The organism is Vibrio sp. M260121 (genome assembly GCF_036533715.1).
In the GTDB taxonomy this organism is placed as follows: domain Bacteria; phylum Pseudomonadota; class Gammaproteobacteria; order Enterobacterales; family Vibrionaceae; genus Vibrio.
Window position 1 is genome coordinate 1 of the sequence record NZ_JATABF010000056.1, and the last position, 19,649, is coordinate 19,649.

Below are 19,649 nucleotides of genomic sequence, written 5' to 3' on the forward strand. Positions count from 1 at the left end.
CTTGCATGTGTTAGGCCTGCCGCCAGCGTTCAATCTGAGCCATGATCAAACTCTTCAATTTAAGATTTTGTTCGGCTCAATGAATACTGAACATTACATAAGTAATGTTTGAATTGACTGTGCCAAGTCCGAAGACTTGATTGGTCACTTCGTTTCATTGAAACCTAATTTGATACCGCTTTCCGTTAAGAAAGAAATACCTAATTGGATTATCATCAACGAGTGCCCACACAGATTGATAGGTTCTTATTTTTAAAGAGCTACTCTTCTTTGTGACTCATACCACTTCGGAAGAGGCGGCCATTCTAGCGAGATAATTTTCTGTGTCAAACACTTTTTGCTATTTATTTTACTTTTTAAAAGTAAAAGCAATTAACTATTTCGTTTTTCTTTCTGACCTTGCCGACTTTGCCTTGAAGCCTTGTGAGCTCTGCCCTGTCGACAAGGAGGCATTATAGAGATCTCGCTCACATTGGCAAGCGTTATTTTGCAAAAATTGCAAAAACAATGGTTAAACGATGAGTTTTCGATCAAACCTTTATTTATCCAACTTTACCCCAAGAAAGCAAACAACTTATCCACAGAGTTATCCTTTTCCACCCTCTTTTTCTTCCTCTATAAATAAAGAAAGCTGCTTTACAGCAGCTTTATTTATTTATTTACCCTGAACACGACTTTCGCCAGAGCTAGCATCTAAATGCCTGAGCCATCCTGCTCACTACCGTCGTCTTCATGTAACCCACACTCACGCTTTAAGCCAAAGAAACGGGTTTCTTCTTCTGACATACCCGGCTCCCACTTTCTACTGGTATGGGTATCTCCTACTGATAAGTAGCCTTGCTCCCAAAGAGGGTGATAACTCAAACCATGCTCTTCTAGGTAGTAGTGCACATCCTTATTAGTCCAGTCGATCACTGGTAAGAATTTAAATACGCCATTTTGAATCGACAAGATTGGTAGACCTGCACGAGATTGACTTTGCTCTCGACGCAAACCTGAAAACCAAGTGCCGACGTTTTGCTCACGTAGAGCTAGTCGCATTGGCTCGACTTTGTTTATCTTGTTGTACTTTTCAATTCCCTCTATACCTTGTTCCCAAAGTTTTCCATAACGTGCTTCTTGCCAATTGGCACTTTCTTTTGCTCGGTACACTTTAAGGTTGAGGCTCAGTTGCGCTTTCAGCTGGTCGATAAATTGATAAGTCTCTGCAAATAGATAACCGGTGTCCGTTAGGATTATTGGAATGTCCGGCTTTTGTTGTGTCACGAGATGGAGCATCACTGCGGCTTGGATACCGAAACTGGAAGAGACTGCGAACTCCCCTTCCAAGTTCTCCAATGCCCACTTTACTCTCTCTTGTGCCGAAAGCTGTTCGAGCTCGACATTGATTTGAGCAAGACGGAGGATTTGCTCCGTCTTTGTTAATGTCAGTAACTCTGCTAGCTCCGGTTTGGACGCTACAGAATCAAGCATGGAAGTCCCTCTTTGATACGAACACTTCTTGGATAATGCCAGCTCGAATTGTGAAGTCACCAAATGCTTCGCCTTCTTCACGTTCAGCAGCCCAACGAGCCACCAGCTGATCAATCTCTTCTAAGATTTGCTTATCCGTAATGTTCTCTTTATACATCTTCGGTACTCGAGTACCACCGCGGTTACCACCTAGGTGTAAGTTGTATCGACCTGGTGCTTTACCAACTAAGCCGATTTCTGCCAGCATTGCTCGACCACAACCATTTGGACATCCTGTTACTCGCAGAATGATATTGTCTTCTTCAGGGATACCATGCTTTTCTAGAATACCTTCTACGTCGGTTACGAACTGAGGAAGGAAGCGTTCTGCTTCTGCCATTGCTAATGGACATGTTGGGAACGCCACACACGCCATCGAGTTCTTACGCTGTTCACTTACGCCTTCATCCATCAAACCATGTTCACGAGCAATCTTCTCGATCTTCGCTTTTTGGCTTTTTGGTACACCAGCAACAATCAGGTTCTGGTTTGCTGTCATACGGAAATCGCCTTTATGGATTTTGGCAATTTCAGCAACACCCGTCTTAAGTGGTTTACCTGGGAAATCTAATAGACGGCCGTTTTCGATGAAGAGTGCTAAGTGATACTTACCATCGATACCTTCAACCCAACCGATACGGTCACCACGTTCCGTGAATTCGTAAGGGCGACTTTGCTCAAATTTAACACCAGCACGTTTTTCTACTTCCGCTTTAAACACATCACTACCGACGCGATCTAATGTGTATTTGGTTTTTGCATTCTTACGGTTAGAACGGTTACCCCAATCGCGTTGAGTTGTTACTACAGCAGCGGCAACATCAAGTGTTTTCTCCAATGGAATAAAACCAAAGTCATCCGCTCTACGTGGATAAGTCGATGTATCGCCATGCGTCATCGCTAGACCACCACCAACAAGCACATTAAAACCAACCAGCTTGCCGTTATCTGCAATCGCTACGAAGTTAAGATCGTTAGCGTGTACGTCTACGTCATTTTGCGGTGGAATAACCACTGTGGTTTTAAACTTACGTGGTAGATAGTTCTTACCCAGAATCGGTTCGTCTTCTTCCGTGCTTTCTACTTTTTCACCGTCTAACCAAATCTCTGCATAAGCACGTGTCTTCGGTAGTAGATGCTCGCTGATCTTCTTCGCCCATTCGTAAGCTTCTTGGTGTAGCTCCGACTCCACTGGGTTAGTGGTACACAACACGTTACGGTTAACGTCACCCGCAGTTGCAATCGAGTCAATACCAATGCTGTTTAACGTTTGGTGCATCAACTTGATATTTGGTTTTAGCACGCCATGGAACTGGAACGTTTGACGAGTAGTAAGACGAATACTTCCATATAAAGAGTGCTCGGTTGCAAACTTGTCGATCGCTAGCCATTGCTTTGGTGTAATGATGCCACCCGGCATACGTGCACGAAGCATGACGTTATGTAGCGGCTCCAACTTTTGTTTAGCACGCTCGTTACGGATATCGCGGTCATCTTGCTGGTACATTCCGTGAAAACGAATCAATTGGAAGTTGTCTTCAGTAAAGCCACCAGTAATGCGGTCTTGCAGATCTTGTTCAATCGTTCCACGCAGTAAATTACTTTCTCTTTTAAGGCGCTCGTTATCCGAGAGTGGACCAAGCACCTCACCTAATACTTCTTGGCTGTTTGATTGTTGATTCGCGCTCATTAGTACACATCCCTTTGGTAACGTTTCGCTTTACGTAGATCGTTGATAAATGCTTCGGCTTCTTCACGAGATAGCTTGCCTTGTTGCTCGGCTACAAATACCAGCGCATCGTGAACATCTTTTGCCATACGAGTGGCATCACCACATACATAGATGTAGGCACCATCTTGAATCCATTGCCAAACTTGTTCAGCGTTTTCTAGGATGCGATGTTGAACATAAACCTTCTCTGCTTGGTCACGGCTAAACGCAACATCAAGGCGAGTCAGCAAACCTGACTTGAGGTACTTCTGCCATTCCACTTGGTAAAGGAAATCTTGAGTAAAGGTACGGTCACCAAAGAACAACCAGTTCTTGCCTTCCGCGTCACGGTTATCACGCTCCTGAATAAAGCTGCGGAAAGGCGCAATACCGGTACCAGGACCAACCATGATGATTGGAGTGTTGTCATCTTGTGGCAGTTTGAAGTTATTGTTGTGCTCAACAAACACCTTCACTTCACCGCCTTCTTCTAGACGTTGAGAGAGGAAACTTGATGCTCCGCCATAGCGCTTTTCATCACCTTTGTCGTATTCAACCAAGCCTACGGTTAGATGAACTTCTTCATCGACTTCCGTTTGACTCGAAGCGATAGAATATAGACGAGGTGTCAATCGACGAAGCAAACCAACCAATTCTTCTGCACTTAGCTTGGTCTTCTTCTCTGCAAGTACATCCACAACTTGCGTATTTGCAGCGTACTCACGAAGCTTGTCTTTATCTTCCACTAGCTTTTGTAGTTTCTTACTACCAGATAACTCTGCGAATTTAGTGACAAACTGAGGGTTTGATGCGGTGATTTCGTACTTGCTAACCAATGCACTGTGAATAGAAAGGCTTTCGCCATCCACTTCAACACTTTCTACACCAGAGAGACCAGCCTTAGCTAAGATAGCGTTGGCTAATTCTGAACTATTGTCGAACCAAACACCTAGCGCATCACCTGGCTGATAGGTCAAACCCGACTCTTCAAGATCAATCTCTACATGGCGAACGTCTTTACCTGAATCACGGCCCGTGATTTTCTGGCTAGTCAGTAATGTTGCGGTATATGGGTTTTGCTTGTTATAAGCAGAATGTCCTGGAGCGGCTTGACCAACAGGTAGTTGAACGACTTCTGCTTCATTACCTGAAGAAAGGGCTTCTTTTACTTGTTCAAGCGCTTGCTTACGCCATTCAGCAGCCGGCGCTTCATAATCCACATCACAATCAATGCGATCGATGAAGGCTGTTGCGCCTAACTTAGACAAGTAACTATCAAAGTCTTTGCCCGTTTGGCAGAAGAACTCGTAACTAGAATCACCCAGCGCAATCACCGCGTATTGCAGGTTTGGTAACTTTGGTGCTTTCTTAGATTGAAGGAACTCATGCAGTTCAATGGCATTATCTGGTGCTTCGCCTTCACCATTGGTCGACGCCACGATGATCACGTGAGTCTCTTTTGCTAAGTTCTTGCCTTTGTAATCGCTGGCATCAAACAGCTCTACAGCAATACCTTCAGCTTTAGCTTCTTGCTCTAGTGCTTCAGCAACGCCTTTCGCGTTACCGGTTTGAGAAGCAAAAATGATGCTCAGTTTGCCTGCTGGCTTTGCAGCTACTGCAGCAGCCGCTTGTGCGATTGGTGTTGCAGCCGCCGCGCTTGGTTGGTTTTGAGCGAGTCCCCAGAAGTAACCGCTGACCCATGCAAGTTGCTGTGAAGACAACTCTGAGACAGTTTGCTGGAGTGAGTTAAATTGCTGGTCATTTAGTGGGCTTGCGATTGGTGGATTACCACCCTGCCCATTATTATCTTCCGACACTTTCTTGTGAGAATATTCATTCTGTTGAAAAGACATTGTCACGACATCCCTATTCATTGCGTGACGATAGATTAACCACTCTCTCTAATAACAAGAAAGAATAGAAGAGAATGTTTTATAACTTTTTGGAAGTAAGAACGCTGGACCTAGTGCTCAGCGATCCTCAATACGAACTTGTTGAAAGCCAACCGCCAACGCCGATTTTGATGCCGTATCGAGGTCATCATACAGGCACTCTTCCCCATGACTGTCTGTGAGACAAACAAACCCTCCACGGGCATGGCGAAACTCAACAACCCACCCTCCCTCTTGAATTGAAGGCTCGATGATGGCTTCTACTAGCTGGTTGTCACGAAATAGATGTCGTAATTCATTTATTGTCATCGCAATCCCTGCTCCAACTTTTCTACATTGCTCTCAATAAGCATGGTCGAAGACTGAAACTTGGGCGAGAAATTCGATTTAATATAATGAAGTGATATAAAAAAACGCCGCTTATAAGGCGACGTTTTAAAGGAATGAATGCAGCGTGCTTAGAAAGAAAACTGAGCACCAACAAAGAAGCCGTCTGCAAAAATGAACTCTTTACCTAGGTTCGACAAGAATTCTTCAGACTCTAAATCAATCACACGGTAGCCACCACGGAATGTTAACTCAGACTCTTGGAAAGGAATTCGGTACTGAACACCAGCCATTAGGTCGGTACTCTTAATGCCTTTGTTATCGCCGAAGTTCATTTCACCAATCACATCAAAGTTTGTGTTTGGCACTGTGATTTCTGCATAGCCGTACCAAGCCCAAATCAGCTCATCAAAGTCTTCAGTGCGAGCATTAGTGCCTGCGTCTACGTATTTTGTATCGCTCAAATTACTAAAGGTCAGACCCGCATCAAAATGCATCAAGTCGTGTTCAAGAATTTGGTAGTAAAGAGTGAGATCAAGTTTGTCGAAACCCATGTAATCCGCATCGACACTTGAGTAACGAAGGCGCGCATTGGGAACGTACTTTACGTCATGCTCTATCGCAGCATAATAAGACCCCGTTGTGTCGCTATCTCTTCTTACTTCATTCACTTTGGTATCCGCTACCCAAACTTCCGCACCGACCTTGGTAGTGAAAGAAGACTCTTGCTCTGCAAAACAAGGGTTAGACGCTGCCAACGATAGTGTCGCTAAAGCGATGGTCGCTTTATATGTCATGTAATTTTTACTCCGAGATAGCTGATTTCAACATTAAGGGGCATGTGAGAAATACTAACATACTCTCACAGCCCGCCATCAACTAAATCTCTACAATCCGTTACTTATAACGAGGCTGAGCGACGAAGTTTTTAAAAAACCATATACCTAATGCAATGACTATCAACCAAGGCAATAGTTTTAATACTGCGCCCACCATACCCAACAAGAACATCACAACCAATGCGATACCTGTCGCGGCAAATACGGTCACCATGGTAATACCGGTTACCAACAGGGTTGCTGTGAAAACTAAAATAAAGATCAGCTCCAACATAATCACTTCTCCTTTGTTTTAGTTTTACTAGAGCAGGTTCCATACCAACTTACAAAAAATAGCATAAGCTAATGATATTTAGACAAAAAATAAAGCCAGAGGCATTTCCACACTCTGGCTTTATCATTTGTCAGTTGGTCATTTTCACCAACCACTGGTGAAATTTACACATTCAATTCTTTTGGGATCTTCGCTAGTGCGTCTTGCAGCACTTCTAGGCCAGAACCCGGTTTGTGCGCGTTTTCACTGATGTGACGACGCCATTGACGAGCACCCGGCATGCTTTGGAACAGACCCAGCATGTGGCGTGTGATGTGACCTAGGTAAGCCCCTTTTGCCAATTGCGCTTCAATGTACGGGTACATCTCTTCAACAATTTCGCTGCGCTTTTTCACTGGCGTGTTTGAACCAAATAGTTCTTGGTCAACAGATGCCAACAAATAAGGGCTTTGGTACGCTTCTCGACCGATCATCACACCATCTAGGTATTGTAGATGCTCTTTCGCTTCTTCTAATGATTTCACACCACCGTTAAGCGCAATCGTTAAGTGTGAGAAATCTTTCTTCAGTTGGTAAGCGCGTGGGTAATCCAATGGTGGGATCTCACGGTTCTCTTTAGGGCTTAGACCACTTAACCATGCTTTACGTGCGTGGATAGTGAACTGCTCACAGCCACCCTTCTCAGAAACAATAGATACGAAATCGGTTAGGAACTCATAAGAGTCTTGGTCATCGATACCGATACGTGTTTTCACAGTAACAGGCACGTCTACCACGTCTTTCATCGCCGCTACGCAATCTGCGACCAATTGAGGCTCTGCCATTAAACATGCACCGAAGCGACCATTTTGAACACGATCCGACGGACAACCCACGTTTAGGTTAATCTCATCGTAGCCGCGCTCCTGTGCTAGCTTGGCACACGTTGCCAAATCTGCTGGGTTAGAACCACCAAGCTGAAGGGCTAACGGATGCTCTTCTTCGTTATAAGCCAGGAAATCCCCTTTTCCATGAATGATCGCGCCTGTAGTCACCATTTCGGTGTACAACAGGGTTTCTTTGGTCATTAAGCGATGGAAGTAGCGACAATGACGATCCGTCCAATCCAACATTGGTGCTACAGAGAGCCTGCAAGAATGAGTCATGATATAAACACCCGTTTTTACGTTGCCAAGGTAGAGCGCGAAGGTGCGCTCAAAAAAATTAAGTCGGGTATTGTATACCCACTGTGCAGTGGATGCGAGCCTTCTGAATTCAATCACTGATAAGCACATTTCGGCATTGGTGTCTCGTTCTGTGATATCTGTTGCGCGCTCTAAGGGGCACTGGCTTGCTTTAATTCATGATTTTCGGTCTGATAGTGGGTAAAATGGAGTCTTTCTAAACGAACTTCGTATAGAAATGGTTTATCATAAAGCACGTCCGATAGTTATGGTGAAAGATTTGGCCCCAACAATCCTTGAACAAATTGAACAAATCTGCGCTGAGCGCGGAGTAAGATTGACGCCGCAACGCCGACGCGTTTTTGAGCTTATTTGTTCTAATCGCCGCGCCTCAAGTGCGTATGAGCTATTGGAGCAATTGAAAGAGAGTGAGCCTCAGGCTAAACCACCGACGGTATACCGAGCATTAGATTTTCTTCTAGAACAAGGCTTTATTCATCGAGTGGAATCAAACAACAGCTTTATCACTTGCTGTTCGTTCAACACTCAACAGCACTTTTTCCAACTGCTAATTTGCGATAAATGTGGCGATGTCGTTGAACTTGAAGACGAGACGCTGATATCCTTGTTAGCCAATAACGCCGAGAAACATGGATTCAAACTGACGAATCACGTTATCGAAACCCATGGCGAGTGCCAGGCATGTTCCTCGGAGACGAAATAAGAAAGATAGAAGAACGTTATGCGCGCTGAATTTGTAAACCCGTTTTTGGCTTCTTTAATGAATGTGCTAAAAACCATGGCTTCACTTGAATTGAAGCCACAAAAACCGCGAATCAAGAAAGATGAGATCGCACGAGGTGACGTTTCTGGCCTTATTGGCATGGTTGGCCCACAAACTCGTGGCTCTATGTCGATTACCTTTGACGAAGCGTTAGCACTTGAAATCATGCAGAACATGCTTGGTGAACGTCCAAATGGACTGAACGAAGAAGTGACTGATATGGTGGGCGAAATCACGAATATGGTGACAGGCGGAGCTAAGCGCATTCTAGCGGAAAGTGGGTTTGATTTTGATATGGCAACACCGGTTGTGGTATCAGGTCGAGGTCATACCATTCGCCACAAGTGTGAAGGCTCAATCATCATCATGCCTTTCTCTTCACAGTGGGGAAATGCCTTCATCGAAATTTGCTTCGAATAATCGAGAAGAAATAGGTTGGTCAGTGCCAACCTATTTTTGTTTCTGCCTCAGGCAATAAAAAAGGTCAGCGTTTGCTGACCTTTTCTTTTTCTATTCAAACATTAAGCTTTGAACGCTTTAAATGCATTGATTAGACCATTTGTCGAGCTGTCATGTGAGTTGATTTCTGACTCATCCGCTAGCTCAGGTAGGATTTGGTTTGCTAGCTGTTTACCTAGCTCAACGCCCCATTGGTCGAAGCTGAAGATGTTCCAGATAACGCCTTGAACAAAGATTTTGTGCTCGTACATTGCGATCAGGTTACCTAGTGTGCGAGGTGTGATTTGCTTAACTAGGATCGAGTTCGTTGGGCGATTACCTTCAAACACTTTGAATGGTACTAGAGACGCCATTTCTTCTTCGCTCTTACCTGCTTTCGCAAATTCTGCTTTCACAGTTTCTGCAGACTTACCAAATGCCAGTGCTTCTGTTTGTGCAAAGAAGTTAGACATCAGTTTTTGGTGGTGGTCGCTTGCTGGGTTGTGGCTGATTGCAGGTGCAATGAAGTCACATGGGATCAGCTTAGTGCCTTGGTGAATCAGCTGGTAAAACGCGTGCTGACCGTTAGTGCCTGGTTCACCCCAAATGATAGGACCAGTTTGGTAAGTCACTGCGTTACCTTCACGGTCTACGTACTTACCGTTAGATTCCATGTTACCTTGCTGGAAGTACGCCGCGAAACGGTGCATGTACTGGTCGTAAGGTAGGATTGCTTCAGACTCAGCGCCGTGGAAGTTGTTGTACCAAATACCGATCAAAGCAAGAATCACAGGGATGTTGCTTTCTAGATCTGTCGATACGAAGTGGTTATCCATCTCGTGAGCACCGTCTAGAAGCTCGATAAAGTTGTCGTAACCTACAGACAATGCAATTGAAAGACCGATTGCTGACCATAGTGAGTAACGACCACCAACCCAATCCCAGAACTCAAACATGTTGTCTGTGTCGATACCAAACTCAGATACCGCAGGAGCGTTAGTAGAAAGCGCTGCGAAGTGCTTAGCAACGTGTGCTTGGTCGCCAGCAGTTTCTAGGAACCAATCACGAGCAGAGTGCGCGTTTGTCATGGTTTCTTGAGTCGTGAACGTCTTAGACGCGATCAAGAATAGTGTTGCCTCTGGATCTACTTTCTTCAGAGTCTCAACGATGTGAGTACCATCAACGTTAGAAACGAAGTGCAGGTTTAGGTGGTTTTTGTATGGTGCTAGAGCTTCTGTCACCATGTAAGGACCAAGGTCAGAACCACCAATACCGATGTTTACGATGTCTGTGATTGCTTTACCTGTGTAACCTTTCCACTCACCGCCAATTACGCGCTCAGTGAATGATTTAATTTTCTCAAGAACTGCGTTTACCGCAGGCATTACGTCTTCGCCGCCAACCATTACTGGCTTGTTAGAACGGTTACGCAGTGCAGTGTGAAGAACAGCGCGATCTTCTGTTTTGTTGATCGCTTCACCACTGAACATCGCTTCAATTGCTGACTTAAGCTCAGTCTCGTTAGCAAGAGCGAAAAGGTGCTTCAGAGTGTCCTCGTTGATTAGGTTTTTTGAGTAATCGACTAGGATGTCTGAGCCGAAGCGTGCTGAGTATTTGTCGAAACGCGCTGCGTCTTGAGCAAATAGCTCTTTCAGATCCATATCTTGTGCAGATTCGAAATGCGCAGTTAGCGCTTTCCAAGCTTGTGTTTGCGTTGGATTGATATTTTTCAACATGGTCTTTATCCCGATGTTACAGTAGGTTCCATTCCTTACAGTCTAGCGAAAACTGCGGAATCCCCGATTTAGCAAATAGAATATAAATAAGATGTTAGGGCGAATTGCCACAAAACAAGTCTTTGTAATTTTTTTTCAGCCATCAATTATGACGGAGTGCCTTTACACTCACATTGAGTTAGGTCACGTTCCCTGTTTCGAATTTAAACAATTCATTTATGATGCTGAGAATCATATCATTTCGTAATGACAGGCTCTAATTGGATTAGGATAGACGCCAAATCAAATTTTTCCAAAGGAACGCATATGTGGGCACAAAAAACACTGCAATTAAAAGCGCGTCAGCGTGGTTTCCATCTGGTCACTGATGAAATTGAACAACAATTACCACAAATCCAATCGCTTTCAGTAGGTTTGTTACATTTGTTTATTCAACATACATCCGCTAGCCTGACCTTAAATGAAAACGCAGACCCAACAGTACGTATGGACATGGAAGCCCACTTTAATAAGTTTGTGCCTGAACGAGCGCCTTACTACCAGCACACTTATGAAGGCGATGATGATATGCCAGCCCATATTAAAGCGTCTTTACTTGGCAGTAGTGTGACGATTCCTATCCAAAACGGTCAGTTAGCTTTAGGTACATGGCAGGGTATTTACTTAGGTGAGCACCGAGATTACGGTGGAAGTCGACGCATCATCGCCACCATCAACGGCGAATAGATCAGATAAAACAAAGGCTAACTCACAAGGTTAGCCTTTGTTTTTATATCGATTTAGAACGGTTGGTTGATCATGACTCGGAAGGTGCCTTCATCTGCACCTTTGGCCATTTCAGCACGAACTACAATCCCTTCAACTTGGAAGCGCACTGCACCACCCACGTTCCACTTCATGTCTTCATGCAGAGTTTTTAAGTCGTAGTCGTCTGCTACTCGCCCTACTTCAACAAACGCGACCCATTGCCACCAAGGCAGATCGTAGTAGTTGATAAGAGGAATATCATCGAGCGGCTGCCAGTCTGGTAATACCCGGTATTCTGCAGAATAGTGAATCGCACTGCGGCCGTGGTAACGACCCGCGGTATAACCACGTAGACGATACAAACCACCTAAGCGAACTTGCTCTTGCTCTGGTGGACGAGCGCACATTAAACCATCGCATTTGTTCCATGTCGGTGTATCCGCCGTGTAGAAATCAAACGCGAGCACTTGCTGATCGAACCAATCACCAAGTGGACCCAACGAGTAGTACTGACTGTTTTGGAATTCCCACTTCAGCCATAAGTCTTCCGACTGCAAACTTTCTGCACCCGTGGTTAAATCAAACGACGTATGAGAACCTCGCGTCGTATTGCGCACGCTGTCGCGGTTATCCCAATCAAATGTCAGGCTAAACCCGGTCGCCTCTTCTTTCTTGTTGTTGTAGATATCCAACTCACGAGAAGAATAGAACGGGGTGAAGATAATTGAGCTGACACCAGAATCGACTGGAGAAGCAAAACTCACATCTCTCACGGGTTGGAACGCGCCAAGCAGTCCGTGTTCACGAACATTACCCCAAGGAAGCAGGTACTTGAACTCCAGTTTGTAGTTCTCTTCGTCGCCATTGGTTACGGTTTTATCTTCCGTTGAAGAGTTATTCGAACCTTGGTCGCCTAAGTAATAAGGGTTGTCATTAAAGCGCGCTTGATACATCTGCGTGCTAAACAAAAGGTTTGGCGACAAAGCGTAGTTAAAAGCAGAAAGGAAACCGACGTAACTGTCTTTCTCAGAATACAAGCCCATACCAAACAGGGCTGCTTGGGGTTGGCCAACACCTTTAGCAACGCCCGCTAAACCGATGGTGCTGCCCATGGTCTCCGTACTGAAATAGAAAGGAACAAACGCTGAATCTTTCTCTTTGGCAATCAACTGCGGAGATAAAAAAAGGCTGGCAGAAAATGCCAGCACTGAGAATAATCTTTTCTTCATGGGTTACTTCGAATATTCCATTTCGACACGAGAAGTCAATTTAGTCACCAACTCATAAGCTATAGTGCCTATGTGGCTTGCTACCTCTTCTACCGGTAAGTCCTTGCCCCATAGAATCGCTTCATCACTCACTTTATCAGTCGCATCTGGCCCTAAATCGACCGTCAACATGTCCATTGAAACACGCCCAGCAATCGGCACTTTACGTCCATTAACCAGAACAGGCGTACCATTTGGTGCTGTACGTGGGTAACCATCACCGTAACCCACCGCAATCACGCCGACTTTGGTATCACGCTCGCTGGTCCACATGCCGCCGTAACCGACACTTTCGCCTTTTTTCACTTCACGTACTGCGATCAAGTGCGACTTCAGTGTCATAACAGGTTTGTAGCCCATATCTTGCGCGGTTTTATCGTTGAATGGAGACACGCCGTACATAATGATACCCGGACGAACCCAATCTAACTGACTTTGTGGCCAAGCAAGCAAGCCTGCTGACGCCGCCAAAGAACGCTCGCCCTGACAGCCAGCGGTAAGCGACATAAACAAGTCGATTTGCTCTGTCGTGATGCTGTTATCCAGTTCATCAGCGCAACCAAAGTGGCTCATGTAACGCAGCGGTTTCGCTACATTTGGACACTCTTTCAGGCGTGTGATGAAGTCATTGTATTGCTCTGGACGTACACCAAGACGATGCATACCACTGTCGATTTTGAGCCAAACCACAACGGGCGTTTCGAGCTCAGCTTGCTCTAATGCCGCCAACTGCTCTTCACAATGGACAACCGTTTGAATGTTATTGGTCACCAATACAGGCAAATCGCCAGGTGAGTAAAAACCTTCTAGTAAAAGAATCGGCTTTACCACGCCACAAGCGCGTAGCTGAAGTGCTTCCTCAATGCGAGCAACGCCAAAGGCATCAGCATGCGTAGCGTGTTTAGCTACATGACGAAGACCATGACCGTAGCCATTTGCCTTCACCACCGCCATCACTTTGCTTTCTGGCGCCTGTTCTTTTACGCGTTGTAAATTGTGCTGCAGTGCGGACAAGTCAATACATGCCATCGCAGCTTTCATGTAGCTCATTGCATTACTCATCATCGATATCAAATGCAGGGCCCGCGTAGTTATCGAAACGCGAGTGTTGACCTTGGAAGGTTAAGCGAACTGAACCGATAGGGCCGTTACGTTGCTTACCAAGAATAATTTCTGCCGTGCCTTTGTATGGGCTATCAGGGTTGTAAACCTCGTCACGGTAAATAAACATGATCAAGTCGGCATCCTGCTCGATAGAGCCCGATTCACGCAAGTCCGAGTTAACTGGGCGCTTATCGGCACGTTGCTCTAGGGAACGGTTTAGCTGTGATAGCGCAACGACTGGCACATTCAACTCTTTCGCCAACGCTTTAAGTGAGCGCGAGATTTCCGCGATTTCCAAGGTACGGTTATCAGAGAGAGCAGGAACACGCATTAGCTGAAGGTAGTCGACCATGATCATCGAAAGACCACCGTGTTCACGCGCCACACGACGAGCACGGGAGCGTACTTCTGTTGGTGTAAGGCCAGAGCTGTCATCGATGTACATGTTTTTCTTCTGCATTAGGATACCCATGGTAGAAGAAATACGTGCCCAATCTTCATCATCCAGTTGACCAGTACGGATCTTAGTTTGGTCAACACGAGATAGGGACGCAAGCATACGCATCATCAACTGTTCGGCAGGCATCTCTAGCGAGAAGATAAGTACCGGTTTGTCTTGGTCCATCGCCGCGTTTTCACACAAGTTCATCGCAAAAGTGGTTTTACCCATCGATGGACGTGCCGCCACGATAACCAAGTCAGAACCTTGTAGACCCGCCGTTTTTTTGTTGAGGTCGTTGAAGCCAGTGTTCACACCCGTCACACCATCTTGAGGTGTTTTGTATAGCATCTCGATACGCTCTAGCGTTTTTTCGAGAATGTTATCGACGTTTTGTGGGCCTTCGTTTTCGCTAGTACGAGATTCTGCAATGGCGAAAACTTTACTCTCCGCCATATCAATTAAGTCTTCTGAGCTTCGACCTTGTGGATCATAACCAGCGTCCGCAATTTCATTTGCCACACCGATCAGGCCGCGCACGATTGCACGCTCCGCTACGATGTCCGCGTAAGCGTTGATGTTCGCTGCACTTGGTGTGTTTTTCGCAAGATCCGCAAGGTACGCAAAGCCACCCACGTCTTCCAATTGCTCGTGACGCTCAAGGTGCTCAGACAAGGTAATCAAGTCGAGAGGCTTACCCTGTTCAAGAATGGTTTTAACGCCTTCGAAAATGAGACGATGAGGACGGCTATAGAAATCACTGCTCACAACACGCTCAGCGACCGTGTCCCAACGTTCATTGTCCAGTAAGAGACCACCAATTACTGATTGCTCGGCTTCTAGCGAGTGAGGAGGCACTTTGATTGCGTCGACCTGACTGTCTGAAGGTTTGCGATTTCTGTTTTCCGCCATGACTTTGCTCGATAACTACTAATGACCCGAGATTATAACCTTAAACTTAGCCAAGATGCTTCCCTGAAGCGACAATTACTTGTTAAGAATTCAATAAGTGAATGGCTCAGAATTCGCTTTTTATGGTGCGAAATCACTCGATTGCGGTAGAATCTCCCCAATTCATGCTGAAACAGACAGTTAATTAAGTTTGATGCGCAAATGAGAATGCCCACCACGCTTCTCCGGCTTAGGTCTAATAAAAATTAACCTATCATTGACCCAATAAAACATCTGTATCAGTATCATGCCCCTCCTTTTTAATTACGTTCGAGGTATTTGTGTCCCGATACTGGTTACTTGGCTTTAGCTTACTTTGCACGGGAGCATCGTACGCTGAAGAATCAGTACAGCCAGAGCAAGAAATTGAAGTGCCCGACCCTCTACAAACTGAGGTCGAGTTCGGCTATCAAGCTCACACAGGTAACACGGACTCTCGTTCCCTGAATGCTCGTCTGAGTGCTGAATACACTTCTGGTCGTCACCGTTCTTACGGCGAATGGAAGTACTACAACCTATATAAAGATGGGGAAGAAGATAAACGCTCTTCTACCTATACTGCGCAAAGCGACTACAAGTTAGGTCCAAAGACTTACTTGTACGGCAGCTTTAAAGGGGTTGATTCACGCTACAGTGCTTACTTTAAAGATTACACATTTTCTGGCGGTTTGGGTTACCAGTTCGCTTATACAGAAAAGTTTACTTTGGAAGCGGAGATCGGCCCAGGTTTTCGTTACCAAGAACCAAACTTAGATGAGATTGATGACGACGACATTGTCTTTCCAGACATCGTTCAGGAAGGGATCTTGCGTGGTAACATCAATACCACTTGGCATGCATTGGACAATTTAAGCCTTTCCGCTGATGTCACCATGGTGAGCGGTAAGAGCAACACGCGAGTTGATAGTGACTTGAGTGTGACCAACGACATTACAGAAGACATTGCGTTAAAACTTACGCATTCACGTCAATACCACGATAAGGTGCCAGAGGGCTTAAGCAAGGCGGATAGTGTGTTTTCCGTCAACCTTTTGTTTGTCTTCTAACTCCTGCTTTTCATATTATTCAGACATAAAAAAAGCACCTCCTAAGAGGTGCTTTTTACTATTTCGCTTGGTACTGAATTACTCAGCAGCAACAACTTGTACGTTCACAGTAGCGAAAACTTCTGAGTGAAGTTGAACGCTGATCTCGAACTCACCAGTGTTACGTAGAGCACCTTCAGGAAGGCGAACTTCGCTCTTAGCAACTTCAACGCCTGCAGCTGTGATAGCGTCAGCGATGTCACGAGTACCGATAGAACCGAATAGTTTACCTTCGTCACCAGCTTTAGAAGCGATAACAACTGCTTCTAGAGCGTTAACTTTCTCAGCACGTGCTTCAGCAGCTGTTAGTTGCTCAGCAACTTTAGCTTCTAGTTCAGCGCGACGAGCTTCGAACATTTCAACGTTGCCTTTAGTTGCCATAACTGCTTTACCTTGAGGGATAAGGAAGTTACGAGCGTAGCCAGACTTAACGTTTACTGTATCGCCAAGACCACCTAGGTTACCGATTTTATCAAGTAGAATAACTTGCATTGTTTAATCCTCTTTCTTAATAAAACGAACCGATTACTGATGCTTGTCAGTGTACGGTAGTAGAGCTAGGTAGCGAGAACGCTTGATAGCGCGAGCTAGTTGACGCTGGTACTTAGCGCTTGTACCAGTGATACGGCTAGGTACGATTTTACCAGCTTCAGTGATGTAGTTTTTAAGAGTTGCTACGTCTTTGTAATCAATCTCTTGTACGCCTTCTGCAGTGAAACGGCAGAATTTACGACGACGGAAGAAACGAGCCATGGGCTATCTCCTGATCTTAAATTTGAGTAATGTTGTCGGCGTGTAACACTAATTTCCCAACGCCATTTCGGCCGGTCTGATAAGCGACAAAACCGCCTACCTTAATGTTACTGCCTTGTACTAAATTCTGAGTTAATGCTTGTGACCCAAGCCCACTAACTACTACCGGCATTCGACAATAAACTTGTCGTGGTAGATTAGCTTCGATAACAGTAGAGCGATGCTCTAGCCAAAATCGACAGTGTTCAATGCCACCAGGGCTTTTACTACGAATGGGCGGCTTGGCAATGGTGCCACTCAGCTCCATTCGATTGGTCATAAGAAATATTACTCAGCAGCTGCTTCTGGCTTAGCTTCAGCACGCTCTTCGCGACGAGGAGCACGCTCTGCACGCTCTTCTTTCTGCTTAAGCATGATAGATTGCTCAGTGATAGCCGCTTTAGTACGCATGATCATGTTACGTAGAACTGCATCGTTGAAACGGAAAGCAGTTTCTAGTTCGTCGATCACTTCTTGGCCAGCTTCAACGTTCATTAGAACGTAGTGAGCTTTGTGAAGCTTGTTGATTGGGTAAGCCAGTTGACGACGGCCCCAGTCTTCTAGACGGTGGATTTTACCGCCAGCTTCAGTGATTGAACCAGTGTAACGCTCGATCATGCCAGCAACTTGCTCGCTTTGATCAGGGTGCACCATGAATACGATTTCGTAATGACGCATTGGTTGCTCCTTACGGATTATTAGCTTCCACGATTGGCTCGGTCGTCCAGAGGAAGCAAGGAACTAAAGAAAAATGACCGAGAATTAAGGAAGACGGATAGTACAGAAAGGAAGCAAAATAGGCAAGTGATTATTTACGTCGCGCTGGCGATATTTTCTTCGCTCTAGCCCCAACTACGACAAAGGCTGCCAACAAAGTGGCAGCCTTTTAAAATTAGGGCCTCAATGCTTATTTTGCTTTTGCTAGCTCGTCACGCATTTGGTCGATCACTTGCTTGTAATCTGGGTGACCGAAAATCGCTGAACCCGCAACAAACATGTCTGCACCCGCTTCTGCGATTTCACGAATATTATCCACTTTCACACCACCATCAATCTCTAGGCGGATGTCACGGCCAGACTCGTCGATCATCTTGCGTACCGCACGCAGTTTATCTAGCGTGTGAGGGATAAATGATTGACCACCAAAACCAGGGTTAACTGACATCAGAAGAATGAGGTCAACTTTGTCCATGATGAATTCAAGGTGCGACAACGGCGTTGCTGGGTTAAGCACCACACCTGCCTTACAGCCGTGCTCTTTGATCAACTGTAGTGTGCGGTCAACGTGCTCTGACGCTTCCACATGGAAGGTAATCATCGATGCGCCAGCTTTGGCGAAATCAGGGATGATGCGGTCTACAGGTTTCACCATTAGGTGAACATCGATAGGAGCGGTAATACCGTAGTCACGAAGCGCTTTACAGATTGGCGCACCAAAAGTCAGGTTTGGTACGTAGTGGTTATCCATCACATCGAAATGCACCACATCCGCACCCGCTGCGAGTACTTTTTCTACGTCTTCACCTAGACGAGCAAAATCAGCCGATAAAATGGATGGAGCAATAAGAAAATCTTTCATACCTGACCTCAATAGTGGCGAGCAAACAACAAACAATGTTGCGCGCAATTCTACCGAAGCCAGTCAGGATATCCACTATTTAGACACAATAGTGTGAGAATTATGAGTCTGATTTATCCGTGTCGGAAGCACGGAAGAGAGCAAGCAGTTCATCGACTTTATTGCGCCCGCTACCATTACGACTGATGGTTCGCTTCACTTTGACCACATTCAATTCCGCACCGTGATATAGACGACGCGTTAATGTGGTGTCATGATTTGAAATCAGAACAGGAATGCCGCGTTCGGTCGCCGCTTTCTCCGCGATGTCAGCCAGTGCCGCTTGGTCATCAAGCGTAAAGCCGTTACCTGCGTAAGAAGTAAAGTTAGCCGTATTCGACAGTGGCGCGTACGGAGGATCACAATAGACCACACTTCCCTTGCGCGCTCGACGGAAAGTCTCTGGGTAGCCTTCACATACGAAGGTCGCCTTCTTAGCTTTTTCAGCAAAGAATTCCAATTCAGCTTCTGGGAAGTAAGGCTTTTTATATGAACCAAACGGTACGTTGAAACCGCCCTTCTTGTTATAACGACACAAGCCATTAAAACCGAAGCGGTTCATATATAAGAACGCCAATGAGCGGTACATCACGTCGTCCGTTTTATTAAACTCAGCGCGAATGCTCAAATAAGCTTCTTTTCGGTTATTCTCTGCAACAAACCAACGCTTCGCTTCGGAGATGTAATCCTCAGGGCGCTCTTTCAGTAGGTTGTAGAGATTAATCAGGTCGGGGTTGATGTCCGCCAGCAAGTAGTGGTCATAGTCGGTGTTAAGAAATACCGAGCCAGCACCAACAAAAGGTTCAACTAGCTTTCGAGCCGGTGGCAAATGACGTTGGATGTCTTCAACCAGACCGTATTTTCCTCCTGCCCACTTAAGAAAGGCTCGTTGCTTTTTCATCTACTGCTCTATCTATCGACCAAAAATTAAGGCTGCGGAATGTAACATATTTTTCAACGAAGCTCAGG

Annotated in this window: 21 protein-coding genes; 4 read left to right on the forward strand and 17 right to left on the reverse strand. The window is 45.6% G+C overall.

What is annotated here, in order from left to right; all coding sequences use genetic code 11:
- Positions 1-693: 693 nt before the first annotated feature.
- From QTO06_RS22675 to dusA, 7 genes are all read right to left on the reverse strand, one after another.
- Positions 694-1,473, reverse strand: coding sequence for a phosphoadenylyl-sulfate reductase (locus tag QTO06_RS22675; RefSeq protein ID WP_331409928.1), 780 nt, complete (start codon positions 1,471-1,473; stop codon positions 694-696).
- Positions 1,466-3,202: an assimilatory sulfite reductase (NADPH) hemoprotein subunit gene (cysI, locus tag QTO06_RS22680; protein WP_331409930.1), complete on the reverse strand. Its 1,737-nt coding sequence runs from the start codon at positions 3,200-3,202 to the stop codon at positions 1,466-1,468. The genes QTO06_RS22675 and cysI overlap by 8 nt, the downstream gene beginning before the upstream one ends.
- On the reverse strand, positions 3,202-5,076 hold the full coding sequence (locus QTO06_RS22685) for an assimilatory sulfite reductase (NADPH) flavoprotein subunit (protein ID WP_103410481.1): 1,875 nt from the start codon (positions 5,074-5,076) through the stop codon (positions 3,202-3,204). The genes cysI and QTO06_RS22685 overlap by 1 nt, the downstream gene beginning before the upstream one ends.
- 117 nt (positions 5,077-5,193) lie before the next feature.
- Positions 5,194-5,424, reverse strand: a complete 231-nt coding sequence (locus QTO06_RS22690; protein WP_005451530.1) for a hypothetical protein — start codon at positions 5,422-5,424, stop codon at positions 5,194-5,196.
- Positions 5,425-5,573: 149 nt separating this feature from the next.
- A complete protein-coding gene (locus QTO06_RS22695; RefSeq protein ID WP_005536440.1) occupies positions 5,574-6,239 on the reverse strand; it encodes a TIGR04219 family outer membrane beta-barrel protein in 666 nt (221 codons plus the stop codon).
- 100 nt (positions 6,240-6,339) lie between these two features.
- On the reverse strand, positions 6,340-6,555 hold the full coding sequence (pspG, locus tag QTO06_RS22700; RefSeq protein ID WP_005451528.1) for an envelope stress response protein PspG: 216 nt from the start codon (positions 6,553-6,555) through the stop codon (positions 6,340-6,342).
- Between the two features lie 164 nt (positions 6,556-6,719).
- Entirely contained in the window at positions 6,720-7,700 is a 981-nt protein-coding gene (gene dusA / locus QTO06_RS22705) for a tRNA dihydrouridine(20/20a) synthase DusA (protein ID WP_045401556.1), read from the reverse strand.
- 286 nt (positions 7,701-7,986) lie between these two features.
- Between dusA and zur the strand changes: the two genes are divergently transcribed.
- Both zur and QTO06_RS22715 read left to right on the forward strand, forming a co-directional pair.
- Positions 7,987-8,442 (forward strand): zinc uptake transcriptional repressor Zur, encoded by a 456-nt coding sequence (gene zur / locus QTO06_RS22710; RefSeq protein ID WP_331409936.1) that lies wholly within the window; start codon positions 7,987-7,989, stop codon positions 8,440-8,442.
- An 18-nt stretch (positions 8,443-8,460) separates the two neighbouring features.
- A complete protein-coding gene (locus QTO06_RS22715) occupies positions 8,461-8,922 on the forward strand; it encodes a chemotaxis protein CheX (protein ID WP_005381269.1) in 462 nt (153 codons plus the stop codon).
- 101 nt (positions 8,923-9,023) lie between these two features.
- On the opposite strand, the gene pgi is transcribed toward QTO06_RS22715, so the two are convergent.
- Complete coding sequence (gene pgi / locus QTO06_RS22720) at positions 9,024-10,676, reverse strand: glucose-6-phosphate isomerase (RefSeq protein ID WP_331409937.1); 1,653 nt, start codon at positions 10,674-10,676, stop codon at positions 9,024-9,026.
- Positions 10,677-10,982: 306 nt separating this feature from the next.
- Here pgi and QTO06_RS22725 point away from each other — a divergent pair, with 306 nt between their 5' ends.
- Positions 10,983-11,402, forward strand: a complete 420-nt coding sequence (locus tag QTO06_RS22725; protein WP_005438458.1) for a secondary thiamine-phosphate synthase enzyme YjbQ — start codon at positions 10,983-10,985, stop codon at positions 11,400-11,402.
- A 53-nt stretch (positions 11,403-11,455) separates the two neighbouring features.
- On the opposite strand, the gene QTO06_RS22730 is transcribed toward QTO06_RS22725, so the two are convergent.
- The 3 genes from QTO06_RS22730 to QTO06_RS22740 are packed head-to-tail and all read right to left on the reverse strand — an operon-like array spanning position 11,456 to position 15,146.
- Positions 11,456-12,652: a BamA/TamA family outer membrane protein gene (locus QTO06_RS22730; protein WP_331409938.1), complete on the reverse strand. Its 1,197-nt coding sequence runs from the start codon at positions 12,650-12,652 to the stop codon at positions 11,456-11,458.
- Positions 12,653-12,655: 3 nt separating this feature from the next.
- Positions 12,656-13,732 carry an alanine racemase gene (alr, locus tag QTO06_RS22735; protein ID WP_331409946.1) on the reverse strand — a complete coding sequence of 359 codons (1,077 nt, stop codon included), beginning with the start codon at positions 13,730-13,732 and terminating at the stop codon, positions 12,656-12,658.
- 13 nt (positions 13,733-13,745) lie between these two features.
- Positions 13,746-15,146: a replicative DNA helicase gene (locus tag QTO06_RS22740; protein ID WP_020196769.1), complete on the reverse strand. Its 1,401-nt coding sequence runs from the start codon at positions 15,144-15,146 to the stop codon at positions 13,746-13,748.
- A gap of 320 nt (positions 15,147-15,466) precedes the next feature.
- Here QTO06_RS22740 and QTO06_RS22745 point away from each other — a divergent pair, with 320 nt between their 5' ends.
- Positions 15,467-16,231, forward strand: a complete 765-nt coding sequence (locus tag QTO06_RS22745; protein WP_331409939.1) for a DUF481 domain-containing protein — start codon at positions 15,467-15,469, stop codon at positions 16,229-16,231.
- Between the two features lie 78 nt (positions 16,232-16,309).
- Here QTO06_RS22745 and rplI read toward each other — a convergent pair whose 3' ends face one another.
- The 6 genes from rplI to QTO06_RS22775 all read right to left on the reverse strand — a co-directional run bounded on the left by rplI (position 16,310) and on the right by QTO06_RS22775 (position 19,581).
- Complete coding sequence (gene rplI, locus QTO06_RS22750; protein ID WP_005438451.1) at positions 16,310-16,762, reverse strand: 50S ribosomal protein L9; 453 nt, start codon at positions 16,760-16,762, stop codon at positions 16,310-16,312.
- 33 nt (positions 16,763-16,795) lie between these two features.
- Positions 16,796-17,023 carry a 30S ribosomal protein S18 gene (gene rpsR / locus QTO06_RS22755; protein WP_000090472.1) on the reverse strand — a complete coding sequence of 76 codons (228 nt, stop codon included), beginning with the start codon at positions 17,021-17,023 and terminating at the stop codon, positions 16,796-16,798.
- A gap of 16 nt (positions 17,024-17,039) precedes the next feature.
- Positions 17,040-17,342, reverse strand: a complete 303-nt coding sequence (gene priB / locus QTO06_RS22760) for a primosomal replication protein N (RefSeq protein ID WP_005438449.1) — start codon at positions 17,340-17,342, stop codon at positions 17,040-17,042.
- A gap of 8 nt (positions 17,343-17,350) precedes the next feature.
- Positions 17,351-17,740 (reverse strand): 30S ribosomal protein S6, encoded by a 390-nt coding sequence (gene rpsF / locus QTO06_RS22765; protein ID WP_005438446.1) that lies wholly within the window; start codon positions 17,738-17,740, stop codon positions 17,351-17,353.
- A gap of 229 nt (positions 17,741-17,969) precedes the next feature.
- Positions 17,970-18,641, reverse strand: coding sequence for a ribulose-phosphate 3-epimerase (rpe, locus tag QTO06_RS22770; RefSeq protein WP_005438444.1), 672 nt, complete (start codon positions 18,639-18,641; stop codon positions 17,970-17,972).
- 100 nt (positions 18,642-18,741) lie between these two features.
- A complete protein-coding gene (locus tag QTO06_RS22775; RefSeq protein WP_009705524.1) occupies positions 18,742-19,581 on the reverse strand; it encodes a Dam family site-specific DNA-(adenine-N6)-methyltransferase in 840 nt (279 codons plus the stop codon).
- Between the last annotated feature and the right edge of the window lie 68 nt (positions 19,582-19,649).

Coding starts and splice junctions, on each gene's coding strand:
- QTO06_RS22675 (WP_331409928.1), bottom strand. CDS start 1,473: ATGCTTGATTCTGTAGCGTCCAAACCGGAGCTAGCAGAGTTACTGACA.
- cysI (WP_331409930.1), bottom strand. CDS start 3,202: ATGAGCGCGAATCAACAATCAAACAGCCAAGAAGTATTAGGTGAGGTG.
- QTO06_RS22685 (WP_103410481.1), bottom strand. CDS start 5,076: ATGTCTTTTCAACAGAATGAATATTCTCACAAGAAAGTGTCGGAAGAT.
- QTO06_RS22690 (WP_005451530.1), bottom strand. CDS start 5,424: ATGACAATAAATGAATTACGACATCTATTTCGTGACAACCAGCTAGTA.
- QTO06_RS22695 (WP_005536440.1), bottom strand. CDS start 6,239: ATGACATATAAAGCGACCATCGCTTTAGCGACACTATCGTTGGCAGCG.
- pspG (WP_005451528.1), bottom strand. CDS start 6,555: ATGTTGGAGCTGATCTTTATTTTAGTTTTCACAGCAACCCTGTTGGTA.
- dusA (WP_045401556.1), bottom strand. CDS start 7,700: ATGACTCATTCTTGCAGGCTCTCTGTAGCACCAATGTTGGATTGGACG.
- zur (WP_331409936.1), top strand. CDS start 7,987: ATGGTGAAAGATTTGGCCCCAACAATCCTTGAACAAATTGAACAAATC.
- QTO06_RS22715 (WP_005381269.1), top strand. CDS start 8,461: ATGCGCGCTGAATTTGTAAACCCGTTTTTGGCTTCTTTAATGAATGTG.
- pgi (WP_331409937.1), bottom strand. CDS start 10,676: ATGTTGAAAAATATCAATCCAACGCAAACACAAGCTTGGAAAGCGCTA.
- QTO06_RS22725 (WP_005438458.1), top strand. CDS start 10,983: ATGTGGGCACAAAAAACACTGCAATTAAAAGCGCGTCAGCGTGGTTTC.
- QTO06_RS22730 (WP_331409938.1), bottom strand. CDS start 12,652: ATGAAGAAAAGATTATTCTCAGTGCTGGCATTTTCTGCCAGCCTTTTT.
- alr (WP_331409946.1), bottom strand. CDS start 13,732: ATGAAAGCTGCGATGGCATGTATTGACTTGTCCGCACTGCAGCACAAT.
- QTO06_RS22740 (WP_020196769.1), bottom strand. CDS start 15,146: ATGGCGGAAAACAGAAATCGCAAACCTTCAGACAGTCAGGTCGACGCA.
- rplI (WP_005438451.1), bottom strand. CDS start 16,762: ATGCAAGTTATTCTACTTGATAAAATCGGTAACCTAGGTGGTCTTGGC.
- rpsR (WP_000090472.1), bottom strand. CDS start 17,023: ATGGCTCGTTTCTTCCGTCGTCGTAAATTCTGCCGTTTCACTGCAGAA.
- priB (WP_005438449.1), bottom strand. CDS start 17,342: ATGACCAATCGAATGGAGCTGAGTGGCACCATTGCCAAGCCGCCCATT.
- rpsF (WP_005438446.1), bottom strand. CDS start 17,740: ATGCGTCATTACGAAATCGTATTCATGGTGCACCCTGATCAAAGCGAG.
- rpe (WP_005438444.1), bottom strand. CDS start 18,641: ATGAAAGATTTTCTTATTGCTCCATCCATTTTATCGGCTGATTTTGCT.
- QTO06_RS22775 (WP_009705524.1), bottom strand. CDS start 19,581: ATGAAAAAGCAACGAGCCTTTCTTAAGTGGGCAGGAGGAAAATACGGT.